Here is a 17806-nt window from a genome sequence, read left to right as displayed (position 1 = left end):
ATGAAGCGCACCATCTTCGACGCCGACCACGAGGCGTTCCGCGACACCGTCCGCACCTTCTGCGAGAAGGAGATCGCCCCGCACCACGACGAGTGGGAGAAGGTCGGCATCGTCCCGCGCGAGATCTGGGAGAAGGCCGGAGCGCTGGGCCTGCTCGGGTTCATGATGCCCGAGGAGTACGGCGGAGGCGGCGTCGACGACTTCCGCTACAACGCCATCCTCACCGAGGAGATCACCCGGATCGGCGCCAGCGGCATCGGCTTCGTCATCCAGACCGACCTCGTCTCGGGCTACCTGCTCTCCTACGCCAGCGACGAGCAGAAGGCGCGCTGGCTGCCGAAGTTCTGCACCGGTGAGACCATCACGGCCATCGCCATGACCGAGCCCGGCACCGGGTCGGACCTGCAGGGCATCAAGACCTCGGCGGTCCTCGACGGCGACGAGTACGTCATCAACGGCTCCAAGACCTTCATCACCAACGGCATCAACGCCGACCTGGTGCTCGTGGTGTGCCAGACCGATCCGTCGGCCGGCGCCATGGGCTTCTCGCTGATCGCCGTCGAGCGAGGCGCCGAGGGCTTCGAGCGTGGCCGCAACCTCGACAAGATCGGCCTCAAGGCACAGGACACCGCCGAGCTGTTCTTCGACAACGTGCGCGTGCCGAAGGAGAACCTGATCGGCGAGCCCGGCCAGGGCTTCATCTATCTGATGGAGAAGCTGCCGCAGGAGCGGCTGTCGATCTCGGTCGTCGCGGCGGCCGCGTGCCGCCGGGTCATCGACATGACGGTCGACTACGTCAAGGAGCGCAAGGCGTTCGGCAAGCCGATCGGCTCGTTCCAGAACAGCCGGTTCACGCTGGCCACGCTGGAGACCGAGGCCCGTATCGCGCAGGTGTTCGTCGACGAGTCGATCACACAGCTCAACGCCAAGCAGCTGACCGTCGACGACGCGGCGATGGGCAAGTGGTGGACCACCGAGCTGCAGAAGAAGACCGTCGACCAGTGCCTGCAGCTGCACGGCGGCTACGGCTACATGAGCGAGTACCCGATCAGCAAGGCGTACCTCGACACCCGCATCCAGACCATCTACGGCGGCACGACCGAGATCATGAAGGAGATCATCGGTCGCGGGATGGGCCTGTAGCCCTGGATCGCGGATTCCCTGCCGGGTCGACGTCCGGTGGGTGAGGATGTGGGCATGATCGATGTCGACCGCCCTGTCCTCGAAGGTTCGGTCGCGGTCCGCGGCGGTCGGCGCCTGTCGTTCGCCGAGTTCGGCACGAGGCAGGGCGCTGCCGTCATCTGGATGCACGGCACACCGGGTGCACGCCGGCAGGTTCCGCTCGAGGCCCGGCGCCACGCCGCGGAGCACGACCTGCGCATCATCGGCGTCGACCGGCCGGGCATCGGGACGTCCACGCCTCACGTGTACGAGAACGTGCTCGACTGGACCGGCGATCTCGCCGCGTTGGCCGACCACCTGGGCATCACCACGATGCGGGTGGTCGGCCTGTCCGGCGGCGGGCCGTACGCCCTGGCCGCGGGAGTGGGTCTACCGGACCGCGTGCACGCCGTGGGTGTCTTCGGCGGGGTGGCTCCGCGCATCGGGCCCGACGGCATCGGCGGCGGACTGACGGCCTTGGTCCCCTTCGCGGCTCCCGTGGTGAGCCGTACTCGGGTGCCACTGAGCTACGCCCTGGCAGCAGGCATCCGACTGGTTCGTCCGCTGGCAGGACTGGTGATCGACTCCTACGCGGCCGTGCAGCCGCGCGGTGACCGGGAGCTCCTGGGCCGTCCGGAGTTCAGGGCGATGTTCCTCGACGACCTCCTGAACGGCGCCCGCTTCCAGGTCGGCGGCCCGTTGGCCGACCTCCTGCTGTTCAACCGGCACTGGGGATTCGAGCTGTCCGACGTCGACGTCCCGGTGATGTGGTGGCACGGTGACTGCGACCACATCATCCCGCAGCGCCACGGCATGCACTGTGTCGAGCGACTGCCCCACGCCACCTTCGTCTCGCTCGACGGGGGGGCTCACCTCGGGGGCATGGACGGCACCGCTGAGGCACTCCGCACCCTGATGGACCTGGGCCCGCGACCCGCGGTGGAACCACGGCCCGCCACGGGCATCTAGCCACGGCGGTCCTGCCGATCGGCTCAGGTGCGGCGGCGGACGGTCTGCCGCTTCTCCTCGTCGACGGCCTGCTCGTACGCGGTCACCAGGGCCTGGATGGTGAGCGGCTTGAACCGCTCGACCATCGCGGTCATCAGCTCGGCGGGCTGGCCGGAGCTCTTCAGGTGCGGCCAGACCATGTCGCGGAACAGCCCCGTGAGCTCCTGGGCGAGCGCGGTGCCGTGCTCGGTCATGATGCGCCGGGCGGCCAGGGCTGCCTCGATCGGCAGGTCGGCCTCCAGGAACCCGATGCCGACCGCGAGGTGGGCCGGGGCCACCTGGAAGACGTCCTCGGCCGGTGTCGGCTCGATGACGCCCAGCGCCACGAGCAGCTCGAGCGCGTCGTCGTCGAGCCGGCGACCCGCTCGCACCTCGAGTGCCTCACGGGTGAGGGTCTCCGGCAGCTCGGGCATCCACGGCGCCAGCAGGGTGCGGTGCAGGGCGATCTGCTCCGGTGAGGTGCCGGGGGCGATCTGCTCCAGGTAGCCCTCGATCGCCGACAGGGTGAACCCGTGGGCCTGCAGCTCCTTGACCAGCTCGAGCCGGGCGAGGTGGTCGGGACCGTAGTAGCCGTTGCGGCCCTCGCGGCGGGGCGGGGGGATGAGTCCGCGGCCGGCGTAGAACCGGACGGTCCGCACCGTCATGCCGACCCGGGCCGCGAGCTGCTCGACGCTGAGCGTCTCGAGCGGGGCCTCGGCGGGCGTGGTGGCGTCCGTGGTGGGGGCGGTCATGGGTCGACATTAGCCCCTGCACTACCACTCTGACAGTGTTGGTGTCACAATCGAGCCTGACGGTTCTACATCCACCCTGAGGACACGCACATGACCGAGGCATTCGTCTACGACGCCATCCGCACCCCCCGAGGTCGCGGCAAGAAGACCGGCTCCCTCCACGAGGTCAAGCCCGTCACGCTGGTGACCGGCCTGATCGACGAGATCCAGACCCGCAACCCCTCCCTCGACCCCGCTGCCATCGAGGACATCGTCCTCGGCTGCGTCGCCCCGGTGGGCGACCAGGGCGCCGACATCGCCAAGACTGCCGCGCTCGCCGCCGGTCTGCCCAACGACGTCGCCGGTGTCCAGCTCAACCGCTTCTGCGCCTCCGGCCTCGAGGCCGTCAACCAGGCCTCGCAGCGCGTCCGCTCCGGCTGGGAGGACCTGATCCTCGCCGGTGGCGTCGAGTCGATGAGCCGCGTGCCGATGGGCTCCGACGGCGGCCCCTGGGCCATGGACCCCCGCACCGCCTTCACCGCCGACTTCGTGCCCCAGGGCATCGGCGCCGACCTGATCGCGACCCTCGAGGGCTACAGCCGCGAGGACGTCGACACCTTCGCCGCCGAGAGCCAGGCCCGCGCCGCCAAGGCGATCGCCAACGGCTACTTCGCCAAGTCCGTCATCCCGGTCAAGGACATCAACGGCATGACGATCCTCGACCACGACGAGTTCGTCCGCGAGGGCACCACGGTCGAGAGCCTGTCGGGCCTGAAGGCGTCCTTCGGCGACATGGGCGAGATGGCCGGGTTCGACGCCGTCGCCCTCGAGAAGTACACCGAGGTCGAGGCGATCAACCACGTGCACCACGCCGGCAACAGCTCGGGCATCGTCGACGGCGCCGCCCTGGTGCTGATCGGCTCGGAGGCCGCCGGCACCCGCCACGGCCTGACGCCGCGCGCCCGCATCCTCTCCACCGCCGTGGTCGGCTCCGAGCCCACCATCATGCTGACGGGCCCCGGCCCGGCCAGCCGCAAGGCGCTGGAGAAGGCCGGCCTGTCCATCGAGGACATCGACCTGATCGAGATCAACGAGGCCTTCGCGGCCGTGGCCATGCGCCTCATGAAGGATCTCGACCACTACCCGCACGAGCAGACCAACGTCAACGGCGGCGCGATCGCGATGGGCCACCCGCTCGGCGCGACCGGCGCGATGATCCTCGGCACGCTCGTCGACGAGCTGGAGCGCCGCGAGAAGCGCTACGGCCTCGCGACCCTCTGCGTCGGCGGCGGCATGGGCATCGCCACCGTCGTCGAGCGCATCTGACCCGCACGAACCTCCAGGAGAGACAGCACACATGAGCACTGAAGCCGTTCGTTACGAGGTCGAGTCCGGGATCGCGCACCTGATCCTCGACGACCCCAACCAGAGCGCCAACACGATGAACCAGGACTACACCGACTCGATGGCTCGCGCCGTCGCGGCGCTGAAGTCCGACATCGAGGCCGACGCCGCCGCGATCCGCGGTGTCATCGTGTCGTCGGCGAAGAAGACCTTCTTCGCCGGTGGCGACCTCAAGGGCATGATCAAGGCCACCCCGGCCGACGCGCAGGAGCTGTTCGACGGCGTGGAGCAGGTCAAGGCCTCGCTGCGCGCGCTCGAGACCTGCGGCAAGCCCGTCGTCGCCGCCATCAACGGTGCGGCGCTCGGTGGCGGGCTCGAGATCGCGCTCGCGACCCACCACCGCATTGCCGTCGAGGGTCGCTACGAGATCGGTCTGCCCGAGGTGACCCTCGGTCTGCTGCCCGGCGGCGGTGGCGTCACCCGCACCGTGCGCATGTTCGGCATCGCCGACGCGCTCATGAACGTCCTGGTCCAGGGCGCCCGCATGAAGCCGGCCAAGGCGCTGTCCGCCGGCCTGGTCGACGAGCTCGTCGCCACGCAGGACGAGCTGATCCCCGCCGCGAAGGCGTGGATCGAGGCCAACGCCGACAACCCCGACGCGGCCAGCCAGCCGTGGGACCGCAAGGGCTACCGGATGCCGGGCGGCACCCCGTCGACCCCGTCGCTCGCCGCGATCCTGCCGTCGTTCCCCTCCACGGTGCGCAAGCAGCTCAAGGGCTCGCCCATGAAGGCCCCACGCAACATTCTCTCGGCCGCGGTCGAGGGTGCGGCGGTCGACTTCGACACCGCCAGCCGCATCGAGTCGCGCTACCTCGTCGAGCTGATCGTCGGTCAGCAGTTCAAGAACATGACCAACGCGTTCTTCTTCGACCTCGGCGCCATCAACGCGGGCGGGTCGCGTCCGGACGGCATCGCGCCGACCAAGGCCGAGAAGCTCGCCATCCTCGGCGCCGGCATGATGGGCGCGGGCATCGCGTACGTCTCGGCCCAGGTGGGCATCGAGGTCGTGCTGAAGGACGTCACGATCGAGGCGGCCGAGAAGGGCAAGGCGTACAGCCAGAACCTGCTCGACAAGGCCGTCGCCAAGGGTCGCATCACCGAGGCCAAGCGTGACGAGGTCCTCGCCCGCATCACGCCGACGGCCGACTACGCCGACCTGGCGGGCTGCGACTTCGTCGTCGAGGCGGTCTTCGAGTCCGTCGAGCTCAAGCACACCGTCTTCGGCGACCTGCAGGACGTCGTCAAGCCGGACGCGCTGCTCGGCTCCAACACGTCGACCCTGCCGATCACGATCCTGGCCGAGGGCGTCAAGCGTCCCGAGGACTTCATCGGGATCCACTTCTTCTCCCCGGTCGACAAGATGCCGCTGGTCGAGATCGTCGTGGGCGAGAAGACCTCCGACGAGGCCATCGCCCGCGCGATCGACTACACCAAGCAGATCCGCAAGACGCCGATCGTCGTCAACGACAGCCGCGGGTTCTTCACCTCGCGGGTGTTCGGCACGCTGGTCATGGAGGGTGCGCAGATGGTCGGCGAGGGTGTCCACCCCGTCACCGTCGAGCGGGCCGCGTCGCTGTCGGGCTTCCCGGGCCAGCCGCTCGCCATGATCGACGAGGTCTCGCTGACCCTGCCGCAGAGCATCAACGCCGAGGCCCAGAAGGCTGCCGCCGCCGAGGGCAAGAGCCTCCCGGAGTCGCCGGCCATGAAGGTCATCGACAAGCTGGTCGACCTCGGTCGTACCGGCAAGGCCGGCGGCGCGGGCTTCTACGAGTACCCGACCGACGGCGGCAAGAAGCACATCTGGCCGGGCCTGCTGGAGCACTTCGGCAAGGACGACGCCGGGGTGCCGCTGGAGGACATCAAGGAGCGGCTCACGTTCATCATGAGCATCGAGACGATCCGTTGCCTCGAGGAGGGCGTGCTGCGCACGGTCGCCGACGCCAACATCGGCTCGATCTTCGGCATCGGGTTCCCGCCCGTGCACGGCGGTGCGCTGCAGTACGTCAACGGCTACGAGGCGGCCGACGGTCGCATCGGCATCCAGGCGTTCACCGAGCGCGCCCAGGAGCTGGCCGAGAAGTACGGCGAGCGGTTCGCCCCGCCGGCGCTGCTGCTCGAGAAGGCCAAGTCGGGCGAGAACTTCGCCTGACCCGACCGGCCCCACCTGACGGCTCGATCCGACCCCCGGCCTCCTGGCCGGGGGTCGCGTCGTCGGTCCCGGATCCCGCGGGGCGGTGAGTATGCGACCGAAAGAGGCCTCATTCGGTCGGCTGGGCACCGCCGGGGCCTTTCGGTCGCGAATCCACCGCCCCGGCGGGGGGTGAGGGCTACCTAAGTTAGGGTGACCTTGTGACCGCCCTCGTCGACGAGACCCCCGCCCCGGTGCGTCGACCCCACCTGCGCGGGGTGGGCCGGCCGGCGGGACTCCTCGTGGTGCTCGGGGTGCTTGCCGTCGTCTGCTTCCTCAGCATCAGCCTGGGCTCCCGCGGCATGACCCTCGGCGTGGTGCTCGACGCCTTCACCGGCTTCGACCCCGACGACCCCGCCCACGTGGTCGTCCGCGACCTGCGCGTGCCCCGAACGATCCTCGGCCTCACCGTCGGGGCGGCTCTCGGGCTCTCCGGGACGATCCTGCAGGGCCTCACCCGCAACCCGCTGGCCGATCCCGGGATCATGGGCATCAACGCCGGCGCCGCGGCCTTCATCGTCGTCGGCGTCTCCCTGCTGGACCTGCAGGGCCTGGCCGCCACGGTCTGGTTCGGTTTCGCCGGCGCCGCAGCGGCCACCGTGCTCGTGTACTCGGTCGCCTCCTTCGGGCGCGAGGGTGCCACCCCGGTGAAGCTGGCGCTGGCCGGTGCCGCGGTGACGGCCGGCATGTTCTCGATCACCAGCGCCGTCATCATGACCGACCTGGCGGCGCTCAACGAGCTGCGGTTCTGGCAGGTCGGGTCGCTCGCCGGCCGCTACCAGCCCGTCGTCGAACAGACGGTGCCGTTCATGGTGCTGGGCATCGTGCTGGCCCTGGGCACGGGACGGGTGCTGAACGGTCTCGCCCTGGGCGAGGACGTCGCGGCCGCCCTCGGTCAGCGCGTGCGGCTCAGCCGGATCACCCTGTTCGCCGTCGTGGCGGTGCTGTGCGGGGCCGCGGTGGCCGCGTGCGGACCGATCGTCTTCGTCGGGTTGATCGTCCCGCACGTCGCGCGGCTCCTCTGCGGGCCGGACTACCGGTGGATCCTCGCGTACGCGCTGCTGATCAGTCCCATCGTGCTGCTGGTCGCCGACATCGTCGGCCGCGTGGTCGTGTCACCCGGCGAGCTGCAGGTCGGCGTGGTGCTCGGGGTCCTCGGTGCCCCGGCGTTCATCGCCCTGGTGCGGGCCAAGAACGTGGTGCAGCTGTGACGGTCACGCTGCGACCGACCCGACCAGCGGCCCCCGAGCCGGGCCGGGTCCGCCGAGCCGGCCGTCGCCGGGCGCTGGTCGTCACCGGCGGCCTGGGCGTCACGGTGCTCGGGCTGGTCGTGGTGACCCTCATGGTCGGCAGCTTCCGGCTGTCCGCCGCCGAGGTGGTCACCTCGCTGCTCGGTCTGCGCGACGACCCCGCCGTCGACTTCATCGTCCAGAACCTGCGGCTGCCCACCGCCGCCACCGGTCTGGCCGTCGGTCTGGCGATGGGCATGTCGGGCATCATCTTCCAGCGACTGCTGTCCAACCCCCTGGCCTCCCCGGACTTCGTCGGGGTCTCGGCCGGAGCCAGCCTGTTCGCGGTGGGATCGATCGTCTTCGCCGGCACGAGCAGCCTGGGCGTCTCCGGGTTCGCGCTCATCGGGGCGATCGTGGCGGCGACCTCCATCTACCTGCTGGCCTGGCGGGACGGGGTGACGGGGTACCGCTTCATCCTCATCGGCATCGCGGTCTCCCAGCTGTTCGTCTCGCTGGTCGGCTTCGTGGTGGCCCGGGCCGACCTCTACGACGCCCGCGAGGCGATGACGTGGCTGGTCGGATCCGTCGGCCAGGCGGGCAGCGGCGAGCTCCGCACCGTGCTCGTCACCGTGGCCGTCCTGACCCCGGTCGTGGTGGTGCTCGAGCGGCAGCTCGGCGTGCTCGGGCTCGGCGACGAGGCCGCCACCGCCCTGGGTGCCCGCGTCGAGACGGTGCGCATCGCCCTGCTCGTCATCGCCGTCGTGCTGATCGCCGTGGCGGTGGCCGCCGCCGGCCCCTTGGCGTTCGTCGCCCTGATCGCCGGTCCGATCGCCACCCGGCTCGTCGGCGGGTCGGGGCGCACCATCGTCGCCGCCGGTCTGGTCGGCGCGGTCACCGTCCTGCTGGCCGACCTCGTCGCGCAGCACGTGCTGCCCACCGCTCTGCCCACCGGCGTGATCACCGGCGCCGTCGGCGCCCCCTACCTCATCTGGCTGCTGGCCAGGGTCAACCGGGAAGGACGTGGCGGATGAGTCCCCACGAGCACACCCACGAGCTGCGCGCCGAGTCGCTCAGCCTGGCCTACGACGAGCGGAGGGTCGTCGACGACCTCGACGTCTCGATCCCGCCGGCACGGGTCACCGTGATCGTCGGCGCCAACGCGTGCGGCAAGTCGACCCTGCTGCGGGGACTCGCCCGCCTGCTGGCCCCTCGCAGCGGTCGGGTGGTGCTCGACGGGCAGGACATCGGCAGCCGGCGCAGCATCGACGTGGCCAAGGTGCTCGGGCTGCTGCCGCAGTCGCCGGTCGCTCCTGACGGCATCACGGTGTCCGACCTGGTGGGCCGAGGCCGCTACCCCCACCAGGGCTGGTTCCGGACGTGGAGCGCCGAGGACGACACCGCGGTCGAGGCCGCTCTCGAGGCCACCGGCACCGCCGACCTGGCCGGCCGGCGCCTCGACGAGCTGTCGGGCGGACAACGGCAGCGGGTGTGGGTCGCGATGGCGCTCGCCCAGCAGACCGACCTGCTGCTGCTCGACGAGCCCACGACCTTCCTCGACATCCATCACCAGGTCGAGCTGCTGGACCTGCTGACCGACCTCAACCGTGACCGGGGCACCACCGTGGTGCTGGTGCTGCACGACCTCAACCTCGCCTGCCGCTACGCCGACCACCTGATCGCCATGAAGGCGGGCCGGATCGTCGCCGAGGGCGCGCCCCGTGAGGTCGTCACCGCAGAGCTCGTCACCGAGGTGTTCGACCTGGCCTGCGCCGTGGTGCCCGACCCGGTGAGCGGCACGCCGATGGTCGTGCCCCGCGGTCGTCACCACAGCGGTGCTGCCGACCGGGCCGACCTGGTGCGAGGATGACGACCGTGACGTTCGCCCCCGAGGTCGTCCGAGCCGTCATCGGTCACATGAACGAGGACCACACCGACGACAGTCTGGTGATCGTGCGTGCCTTCGCCGAGCCCGACGCGGTCTCGGCGGTGATGACCGACCTCGACGCCGAGGCCGGGACCTGGCGGGCCGTCGTGGGCCGCTCGGCCGTCACCGTGCGAATCCCGTGGACGGTAGAGGTCGTCGAGCGGGCCGACCTGCGCCGTGCGGTCGTCGCTCTCCACGAGGCCGCCACGACGCCGACTCCCCGAGATTGACGGGGCGGGCGCGCGTCAGGCCTCGTCGAGGGCCTCGGCGGCCTTGGCGATGTTCTTCTGCATCGAGCCGAAGATGATCCCGTGGAAGGGATAGATGGCCCACCAGTAGGCGTGGCCGAGCAGGCCGCGGGGGTGGAACAGGGCCCGGTGGTGGAAGGTCGTGGTGCCGCCCTCGGTCGAGCCGACCTTGAGCTCGAGCCACGCGAGTCCGGGCAGGCGCATCTCCGCCCGCAGGCGCAGGAACGTGGAGTCGTCGGTCTCCTCGACCCGCCAGAAGTCCAGGGCGTCACCGACGATCAGGTCCTTGTCGTTGCGCCGTCCGCGGCGCAGGCCCGGGCCGCCGACCAGCCGGTCGAGGATGCCGCGCACCCACCAGGCCAACGCCCACGAGTACCAGCCGTTCTTGCCGCCGATGCCCTCGATGATCCGCCACAGCGAGGCCGGGGTCGCGTCGACCTCGCGGGTGCGTTCGTCGACGTACAGCGAACCTCCGGCCCAGTCGGGGTCCGACGGCAGCGGTTCGGACGGGGCGCCGGCCGTCGTCGCCGACGACCAGCGGGTCGGCACGTCGAGGTTGCGGATCTTGGTGAGGGCCAGCTCGACCGCACGGTCGAAGCCGGTGAGACCGTCCACCGGATCCGGCACGTACGTCGCGATGTCGCGGTCCTGCGCCACCACGGTGTTGCGCAACGACTCCACCAGGGGCTTGGCCAGGCTCGCCGGCACCGGGGTGATGATGCCCACCCAGTGGCTCGACAGGGTGGGCGACAGGATCGGCACCGGCATGACCCGACGTTTGGGCAGGCCCGCGACCGACGCGTAGCGCTGCATCATGTCGAAGTAGGTCATGACGTCAGGCCCGCCGATGTCGAACCGGCGGTTCACGTCGACCGGCATCGCGGCGCACCCCACGAGGTAGTGCAGGACGTCGCGGATCGCGATCGGCTGCATCCGGGTGTGCACCCACTTGGGCGTCACCATCACCGGCAGCCGCTCGGTCAGGTACCGCAGCATCTCGAAGGAGGCGGAGCCCGACCCGAGCACGGCGCCGGCCTGCAGCACCGCGGTGGGCGTGCCCGACGCGAGCAGCAGGTCACCGACCTCCTTGCGTGAGCGCAGGTGCTCCGAGAGCACCTCGTCCTCGGGGATCATGCCGCCGAGGTAGACGATCCGCTGCACGCCCGCCTCGCGGGCGGCGTCGGCGAAGGTCTGCGCGATGGTCAGCTCGGTGCTGGCGAAGTCGTCGCCCGTGCCGATGGAGTGCAGCAGGTAGTAGAGGACGTCGACGTCGGCCATCGCCGCCCGCACGTCGTCGGCGTCGAGCGCGTCACCCTGATGGATCTCGACCGCCTCGGCCCACGCGTGACCACGCGCCTTCGCCTCGTTGCGCACCAGCACCCGCACGTCGTGTCCGGCGTTCAACAGCTCCGGGACGAGGCGGCCGCCGACATACCCGGTGGCGCCGGTGACGAGAGAACGAGTCATGTCCCCAGACTGTCGGGTCGCACCCAGCCCCGCATCCCCACCCCCATTTCCCGCGAGTGGCGCAGATCGGTGTTTTTGGACGGCGTGTCGCCACAGTTCTGCGCCACTCGTGCCCCGAACTGCGCCACTCGCGGAACTGGGTGGCCGGTCCGCGAACCCAGCACCGTCCCCACCGACGTCACCGCCGGTTCAGTGGCGCCGCGCGCGCTCCTCGTAGGCGGCGCGGGCGGCGGGGTCGGCCGAGCTCAGCACGCTGTCGGCCTTCATGGCACGACTGATGGCCTCCTGGGCCCGCCGCGGCAGCAGGTTGGTCGTCTTGACGATCGCCTGGCTCCAGCGAGGCACCCACACCTCGGCCTTCGGCTTGAGGATGACCTCCTCGATCACCTTCGCGACGTCGTCGGCGGTGACCGGCTTCACCCCGCGGGCCGCCGGGACCCCGGCGGAGAGCTCGGTCTGCACGACGGTCGGCAGCACCACGCTCACGTCGACGCCCTGCGGCGCCAGCTCGGCCCGCATCGCCTCGCTGAAGCCGACCACGGCGAACTTCGACGCCGAGTAGGTCGCACCGTCGGCCATCGCGACCCGGCCGACCGCCGACGCGACGTTGACCACGTGGCCGCGTCCCCGGTCGATCATGCCCGGCGCGACGGCCTTGGTGCCGTGGATGACGCCGTGGAGGTTGACGTCGACGATGGTCCGGGTCACGTCGTCGGGCTCCTTCAGCAGCGAGCCCAGCGGCATGATGCCGGCGTTGTTGACCAGCACGTCGAACGGTCCGGCGGCGGACGTGGCCGCGAGGAAGGTGCGCCAGGACTCCGCGTCCGTCACGTCGAGGTGCGCCGACACGACGCCCCGGCCGATCTCGGCGGCCACCGAGGCAGCGAGCTCGGCGTCCAGGTCACCGATCGCGACGCGGGCACCGCCGGCCGACAGCCGCTCGGCGGTGGCGCGGCCGATGCCGCGTGCGCCTCCGGTGACGATGACGCCGAGTCCGTGGATGCTGTTCATGCGGGGGCTCCTTCGAGCAGGTGGAGGTCGACGGGCTGGCCGTCGGAGGGGAACGGCAGGGAGTGGTAGTTCATCGGCGCCCGGTAGTCGGGGTCGACCTCCCAGGAGAATCGTCGCAGCAGCTGGTGCATGATCGTCGACACCTCGGCGCCGGCGAAGTGCAGGCCCAGACACTTGTGCACGCCGCCGCCGAACGGTTCCCAGGCGTAGCGGTGCACCTTGTCGTCGCGGCGGTCCTCGGCGAACCGCTCGGGGTCGAACCGCTCGGGGTCCTCCCACAGCTCCGGCATGTGGTGCGACAGGTGCATCATCACGACGGTGAGCCGGCCGGCGGGGATCGTGTGGCCGAGTACCTCGGTCTCCTTGACGGTCTTGCGGGCCAGCACGGGCACCGGCGGCACGATGCGCAGACACTCCTTCATCACCAGGTCCAGCGACGTGAGGGTGTCGAGCTCGTCGAGGGTCGGGTGGTCGCCGAGAGCCATCGACTCCGCCCGGCAGCGTTCCTGCCACTCGGGATGCTGCCCGAGGTACTGCATCATCGTGGACACGGTGATGGTCGACGTGTCGTGCGCGGCCATGAGCAGGAAGATCATGTGGTTCACGACGTCCTCGTCGGTGAACGCCGACCCGTCGTCGTCGGTCAGCCGGCACAGGACGGAGAACAGGTCCTCGCCGTCCGACGCCCGCTTGGTGTCGATGTGTCGGTACAGGAACTCCTCCAGCAGCTTGCGGCCCTTCGTGGCGCGGCCCCACCGGGTGCCCGGCAGGGGCACGCGGATGAAGGCCGTGGCCGCCTGCACGCAGTCGATGAACGCCCGGTTGAGCCGGTCCAGCTCGGCGTCGTCGGCCAGGTCCGCCCCACCCATGAAGATCTGGGTGGCCAGGTCGAGGGTCAGCTGCTTCAGCGCCGGGTACGCGAGGAAGTCGTCACCCGGCCGCCACGCGTCGAGCCCGGCGGTGACGGCCGGTCCGAGCCGGGCGGTGTAGCCGCGGAGCCGGTCGCGGGTGAACGCCTCCTGCATGAGCCGCCGGTGCTGGTGGTGCTCGGCGAAGTCCAGCAGCATCAGGCCGCGGTGGAAGAACGGGCCGACCAGGTAGCCCCAGCCGTCCTCGCTGGCGAACGCCTTGTCGCCGTTGCGCAACGCGGCCTCGCAGGCGTCCGGGCCGAGCAGGGCGGTCCAGGTGCGGCCGATGAAGGTGATGTCCGAGACCGGTCCGCTGCGGTCGTACTGGTCCCGCATCATCGCCAGCGGGTCCCGGACGTAGGCCAGGGTGCGTCCGACGAGCGGGACGTCCCACCGTCGGGGGCCGCGGGTGCGGGGGGCGTTCGTGACAGCCATGGTGCTCCATCTGACAGGGTGTGCTGTCAGTTTGTGGCCCCGGTCACACCCTTGTCAAGGGTGGCCTGCCACGATGGACCCGTGGAAGCAACGGGACGCAGCTACGGCGGACAGTCGGCCGGCGCCCGCGCAGCGGGCCGTCGGGAGCGTCTGGTCGCCGCGACCATCACCCTGCTGGCGACCCGCGGCGAGGGCAGCACCACGATGACCGCGGTGTGCGCCGAGGCCGGGCTGACCGAGCGGTACTTCTACGAGAGCTTCCGGTCCCGCGAGGACGCGCTGGTCGCCGCCCTCGACGCGGTGTCCGACGAGATCGCGACGATGGCCGTCGCCGCGATCGAGGGCACCAGCGGTGAGGCCACGGACCGGGTCCGGGCCGCGATCGCCGGCCTCGTGGGGTGGGTCGAGGCCGATCCGGCCAAGGCGCGCGTCGCGCTGGTGGAGTCGACCTCGCACCCGTTGCTGCGCGAGAAGCGGCACGCGCTGCTCGGCGTCTTCGCCGATCTGGTCGCGCAGGAGGCGGAGACCCTCTACGGCGACGCCGCCTGGCCGCCGGGCCTGGCCCGCGTGCAGGGGCTCCTCTACGTGGCCGGTCTCGCCGAGCTGGTCGTGGCGTGGATGGCCGGCGAGGTCGATCTCGACGCCGCCGAGCTCACCGACGTCGGCACGCAGGCGTTCGAGTCCCTCGCCCGGCGCCCCTCCTGACCGGTCAGTGCAGGGTGAGGGACGGGTCGTGGGGCCCCTTGGGCTCGACCCAGAAGTCCAGCGCCAGCTGCTCCTCGGTGCCCCCGTTGAGGTAGACCGAGAAGTCGGTCACCCCGGCCGCCTCGAGCACGTCGTCGTCGATGAAGAACTGTCCGGTGGTCTCCCGTGACGGCTGCACGAGGATCTCGTAGGCCGCGTCGGCCATGATCTGCGGCGTCCGGGAGTGCGACACCAGGCCCGCGCCCACGACGTTGCGGACCGCCGCGGTGTCGATGGCCGTGCGGGGCCACAGCGAGTTGGCGGCGATCCCGTCCTCGCGCAGCTCGCCGGACAGACCGAGGGTCACCAGGCTCATCGCGAACTTCGCCATCGTGTACGCGGTGTTGCCGGTGTGCCACTTGGGGTCCAGCGCCAGCGGCGGCGACAGCGTGAGGATGTGCGGGTTGGACGACTCGCGCAGCCACGGGATGCACAGCTTGCTGAGCAGGAACGTGCCGCGGGCGTTGATGTCGTTCATCAGGTCGTACTTCTTCATCGACACGTCCTCGGTGCGGGACAGGTCGATCGCACTGGCGTTGTTGACCACGACGTCGATGCCGCCGAACTGCTCGGCGGTGCGGGCCACCGCGTCCGCGACGAACTCGTCGTCGCGGATGTCGCCCACCAGGGGGAGGGCCTGACCACCGGCCTCCTCGATCGCCGCCGCCGCCGTGTGGATCGTCCCCGGCAGCAACGGGTGCGGCTCGGTGGTCTTGGCGAGCAGCGCGACGTTCGCCCCGTCGCGGGCGGCCCGGACGGCGATCGCCTCACCGATCCCTCGGCTGCCGCCGGACATGATGATCGTGACTCCGGCCAGGGACATGGGTCCTCCTCGTGGGGTGCCGCTCGGAGTTGCCATCCTGCCCGTTAGGTGCACTCAACGGAACCGTGCGAGGCTCCGGGCAGCGGGGCGCCTCGCCCCCCGAAGTATTTGCATCCGACGTTCTGCCTGCAAGAACAGGCCGAACGGGCGGAACGAGGACATCTACCGCACGGTTCGGCGAAATCGGACCAATCCTCGACGATCGGCGTGGCGAATGACTGATGTGAGCACCCTGACAGCGCGACCCACCCGGCCGACGGCCCCCAGGTGGACCGGTGCGCTCTCCGGAGCCCTCGCCGCCACCTTCGGTGTCGTGATGGGAACGGCCATCGCCGCCCTCATCAATGCACCCTCCCCGATCGTCTCGATCGGCAACCGGTTCATCTTCTTCACCCCGCAGTTCCTGAAGGAGTTCGCGATCCGGCAGTTCGGCACCGCCGACAAGCCGATCCTGATCGCCAGCGTGTCGATCACGCTGCTCCTCCTGGCCATGGTGGCCGGCGTGATCGGGCTGAAGCGCCGCAACCTGGCCCTCGGCATCACCTTCGGCCTCGGCGCGGTCGCGATCCTCGCGGCCGCCACCGACAACGCGTCCACCGCCAACGCGGTCGTGACCGTCATCCCCACCATCATCACCACGATCGTGGCGGTCGGAACCCTGCTCTTCCTGCTCGGCATCCTCGCGCTCTCGCCCAAGGAGGGTGACGACCTGCCCAGCGGCTTCGACCGTCGCAAGTTCCTCATCGCGGTCGGCGGCACCACGATCGGCATCGCCCTCGGCGGCCTGATCGCCCGGGTCTTCGGCGGCGCGGCTGCTGCTGAGTCCCGCATGAACGTGCGCATCCCCACCCCGGCCGACCCCGCCTCGGCGGTCCCCGCCGGTGTCGAGGTCGACGTGCAGGGTGTCAGCTCGTACATCACCCCGAACCGCGACTTCTACCGCATCGACACCGCCCTGCAGATCCCCGACGTGCCCGTCGAGGGCTACTCGCTGCGGATCCACGGCATGGTCGACAAGGAGCTGAACCTCTCGTTCCAGGATCTGCTCGAAGAGCGCCTCATCGAACGTCGCATTACGTTGACGTGTGTGTCCAACGAGGTGGGGGGCCCCTACGTGGGCAACGCGACGTGGATCGGCATCCCCGTCCGCGACCTGCTCGAGCGGGCCGGCGTGCAGGGCGACGCCGACGCGGTCCAGACCACCAGCGCCGACGGCATGACCATCAGCACCCCGCTCGGAGCTCTCGACGACGAGAACCGCGACGCCATCATCGCGATCGCCATGAACGGCGAGCCGCTGCCGCTGCGTCACGGCTTCCCCGTGCGGATGGTCGTCCCCGGCCTGTACGGCTACGTGTCGGCCACCAAGTGGCTGGTCGACATCGAGGTCACCCGCTTCGCCGACCACAAGGCCTACTGGTCCACCCGCGGGTACGACGAGGAAGCGCCGATCAAGTTCTCGTCGCGGATCGACGTCCCCGAGTCCTTCCAGACCTTCCCGGTCGACGCCGTGCGCGTCGGTGGCGTGGCCTGGGCCCAGAACGTCGGCATCGAGCGCATCGAGGTGCAGGTCGACGGCGGCGAGTGGGTCGACGCCGAGCTCGCCGCTCAGGACTCCATCGACACGTGGCGCCAGTGGTCCTGGCAGTGGGACGACGCCACCCCCGGCAACCACCAGCTCACCGTCCGCGCCACCAACGCCGACGGCGAGACCCAGACGTCCGATCGCGTGCCCATCGCACCGAACGGATCGACCGGCCTGCACTCCGTGCAGTTCCGTGTCGAGTAGTACCGAAACACCCAACCCAAAGGAGATGGAAATGCGTACGACCACCATGCGCAAGAAGACCCTCGCCGTCGCGGCCGTCGCTTCGCTGACGCTGTTCACCGCGGCGTGCGGTTCGGACGACGAGGCTGACACCTCGGCGGACGACGCGCCCACCAGCGACGCCCCCGAGGCTGCGGAGGACGACACCGATGACGTCGCCGCCAACCTCGTCGGCCCCGGCTGCGCCGACTACGCCGCCGCCGTCCCGGACGGCGGAGGTTCGGTCCAGGGCATGGCCCAGGACCCGGTCGCCACCGCCGCGTCGAACAACCCGCTGCTGACCACCCTGGTCGCGGCCGTCTCCGGTGGGGTCAACCCCGCCGTCGACCTGGTCGACACCCTCAACGGTGGCGAGTTCACCGTGTTCGCCCCGGTCGACGACGCGTTCGCCGCCCTCGAGGCGAGCTCGCCCGGCATCACCGACACGCTGGCGACCGAGGAGGGTGGCGGAACGCTGTCCTCGGTGCTGACCTACCACGTCATCCCGGGTCAGATCCTGCCCGACGACCTGGCCGGCACCACGCAGACCACGGTCAACGGCGCCGACGTCGAGATCACCGGCTCCGGTGACTCGCTGCAGGTCAACGGTGCGAACGTGATCTGCGGTGGCGTCAAGACCGCCAACGCCACGGTGTACCTGATCGACGCTGTGCTCATGCCCCCGGCCTGATCACTTCGATCATCTGAACGGCCCGTCACCCCTTCCGGGGGTGGC

The 17806-nt window shown here is 70.4% G+C and carries 16 protein-coding genes; 11 read left to right on the top strand and 5 right to left on the bottom strand.

Features of this window, described 5'->3' with window-relative positions:
* Together HMPREF0063_RS13310 and HMPREF0063_RS13305 are read left to right on the top strand one after the other, a co-directional pair.
* Positions 1–1143: an acyl-CoA dehydrogenase family protein gene (locus HMPREF0063_RS13310; protein ID WP_007079212.1), complete on the top strand. Its 1143-nt coding sequence runs from the start codon at positions 1–3 to the stop codon at positions 1141–1143.
* 54 nt (positions 1144–1197) lie between these two features.
* The gene (locus HMPREF0063_RS13305) at positions 1198–2130 is read left to right on the top strand and encodes an alpha/beta fold hydrolase (protein WP_007079211.1); all 933 of its coding nucleotides are present in this window, start codon (positions 1198–1200) and stop codon (positions 2128–2130) included.
* Positions 2131–2153: 23 nt separating this feature from the next.
* Here the strand turns inward: HMPREF0063_RS13305 and HMPREF0063_RS13300 are convergent, their stop codons facing one another.
* Entirely contained in the window at positions 2154–2900 is a 747-nt protein-coding gene (locus tag HMPREF0063_RS13300) for a MerR family transcriptional regulator (RefSeq protein WP_007079210.1), read from the bottom strand.
* Positions 2901–2990: 90 nt separating this feature from the next.
* On the opposite strand from HMPREF0063_RS13300, the gene HMPREF0063_RS13295 reads away from it, so the two are divergent.
* The 6 genes from HMPREF0063_RS13295 to HMPREF0063_RS13270 all read left to right on the top strand — a co-directional run bounded on the left by HMPREF0063_RS13295 (position 2991) and on the right by HMPREF0063_RS13270 (position 9857).
* Positions 2991–4205, top strand: coding sequence for an acetyl-CoA C-acetyltransferase (locus HMPREF0063_RS13295; protein WP_007079209.1), 1215 nt, complete (start codon positions 2991–2993; stop codon positions 4203–4205).
* A gap of 31 nt (positions 4206–4236) precedes the next feature.
* On the top strand, positions 4237–6432 hold the full coding sequence (locus tag HMPREF0063_RS13290; protein ID WP_007079208.1) for a 3-hydroxyacyl-CoA dehydrogenase NAD-binding domain-containing protein: 2196 nt from the start codon (positions 4237–4239) through the stop codon (positions 6430–6432).
* 200 nt (positions 6433–6632) lie between these two features.
* Positions 6633–7682 carry a FecCD family ABC transporter permease gene (locus HMPREF0063_RS13285; RefSeq protein ID WP_007079207.1) on the top strand — a complete coding sequence of 350 codons (1050 nt, stop codon included), beginning with the start codon at positions 6633–6635 and terminating at the stop codon, positions 7680–7682.
* Positions 7679–8734 carry a FecCD family ABC transporter permease gene (locus HMPREF0063_RS13280; RefSeq protein WP_007079206.1) on the top strand — a complete coding sequence of 352 codons (1056 nt, stop codon included), beginning with the start codon at positions 7679–7681 and terminating at the stop codon, positions 8732–8734. Before HMPREF0063_RS13285 ends, HMPREF0063_RS13280 begins: the two co-directional genes overlap by 4 nt.
* A complete protein-coding gene (locus tag HMPREF0063_RS13275) occupies positions 8731–9570 on the top strand; it encodes an ABC transporter ATP-binding protein (protein ID WP_007079205.1) in 840 nt (279 codons plus the stop codon). Before HMPREF0063_RS13280 ends, HMPREF0063_RS13275 begins: the two co-directional genes overlap by 4 nt.
* Positions 9567–9857 carry a DUF2470 domain-containing protein gene (locus HMPREF0063_RS13270; RefSeq protein WP_007079204.1) on the top strand — a complete coding sequence of 97 codons (291 nt, stop codon included), beginning with the start codon at positions 9567–9569 and terminating at the stop codon, positions 9855–9857. Before HMPREF0063_RS13275 ends, HMPREF0063_RS13270 begins: the two co-directional genes overlap by 4 nt.
* A 15-nt stretch (positions 9858–9872) precedes the next feature.
* Here HMPREF0063_RS13270 and HMPREF0063_RS13265 read toward each other — a convergent pair whose 3' ends face one another.
* The 3 genes from HMPREF0063_RS13265 to HMPREF0063_RS13255 form a co-directional block, all read right to left on the bottom strand.
* Positions 9873–11342, bottom strand: coding sequence for an SDR family oxidoreductase (locus tag HMPREF0063_RS13265; protein WP_007079203.1), 1470 nt, complete (start codon positions 11340–11342; stop codon positions 9873–9875).
* 189 nt (positions 11343–11531) lie between these two features.
* Positions 11532–12353 (bottom strand): SDR family oxidoreductase, encoded by an 822-nt coding sequence (locus HMPREF0063_RS13260; RefSeq protein ID WP_007079202.1) that lies wholly within the window; start codon positions 12351–12353, stop codon positions 11532–11534.
* A complete protein-coding gene (locus HMPREF0063_RS13255) occupies positions 12350–13696 on the bottom strand; it encodes a cytochrome P450 (RefSeq protein ID WP_007079201.1) in 1347 nt (448 codons plus the stop codon). The genes HMPREF0063_RS13260 and HMPREF0063_RS13255 overlap by 4 nt, the downstream gene beginning before the upstream one ends.
* Before the next feature lie 81 nt (positions 13697–13777).
* On the opposite strand from HMPREF0063_RS13255, the gene HMPREF0063_RS16355 reads away from it, so the two are divergent.
* The gene (locus tag HMPREF0063_RS16355; RefSeq protein WP_007079200.1) at positions 13778–14401 is read left to right on the top strand and encodes a TetR/AcrR family transcriptional regulator; all 624 of its coding nucleotides are present in this window, start codon (positions 13778–13780) and stop codon (positions 14399–14401) included.
* Positions 14402–14405: 4 nt separating this feature from the next.
* On the opposite strand, the gene HMPREF0063_RS13245 is transcribed toward HMPREF0063_RS16355, so the two are convergent.
* Complete coding sequence (locus HMPREF0063_RS13245; RefSeq protein ID WP_007079199.1) at positions 14406–15263, bottom strand: SDR family oxidoreductase; 858 nt, start codon at positions 15261–15263, stop codon at positions 14406–14408.
* Positions 15264–15579: 316 nt separating this feature from the next.
* On the opposite strand from HMPREF0063_RS13245, the gene HMPREF0063_RS13240 reads away from it, so the two are divergent.
* On the top strand, positions 15580–17052 hold the full coding sequence (locus tag HMPREF0063_RS13240) for a molybdopterin-dependent oxidoreductase (protein ID WP_211208738.1): 1473 nt from the start codon (positions 15580–15582) through the stop codon (positions 17050–17052).
* 31 nt (positions 17053–17083) lie between these two features.
* The gene (locus HMPREF0063_RS13235) at positions 17084–17761 is read left to right on the top strand and encodes a fasciclin domain-containing protein (protein ID WP_040320297.1); all 678 of its coding nucleotides are present in this window, start codon (positions 17084–17086) and stop codon (positions 17759–17761) included.
* Positions 17762–17806 lie beyond the last annotated feature (45 nt).

The organism is Aeromicrobium marinum DSM 15272 (assembly GCF_000160775.2).
GTDB lineage: Bacteria > Actinomycetota > Actinomycetes > Propionibacteriales > Nocardioidaceae > Aeromicrobium > Aeromicrobium marinum.
This window is presented reverse-complemented; position numbering and strand designations above follow the sequence as displayed.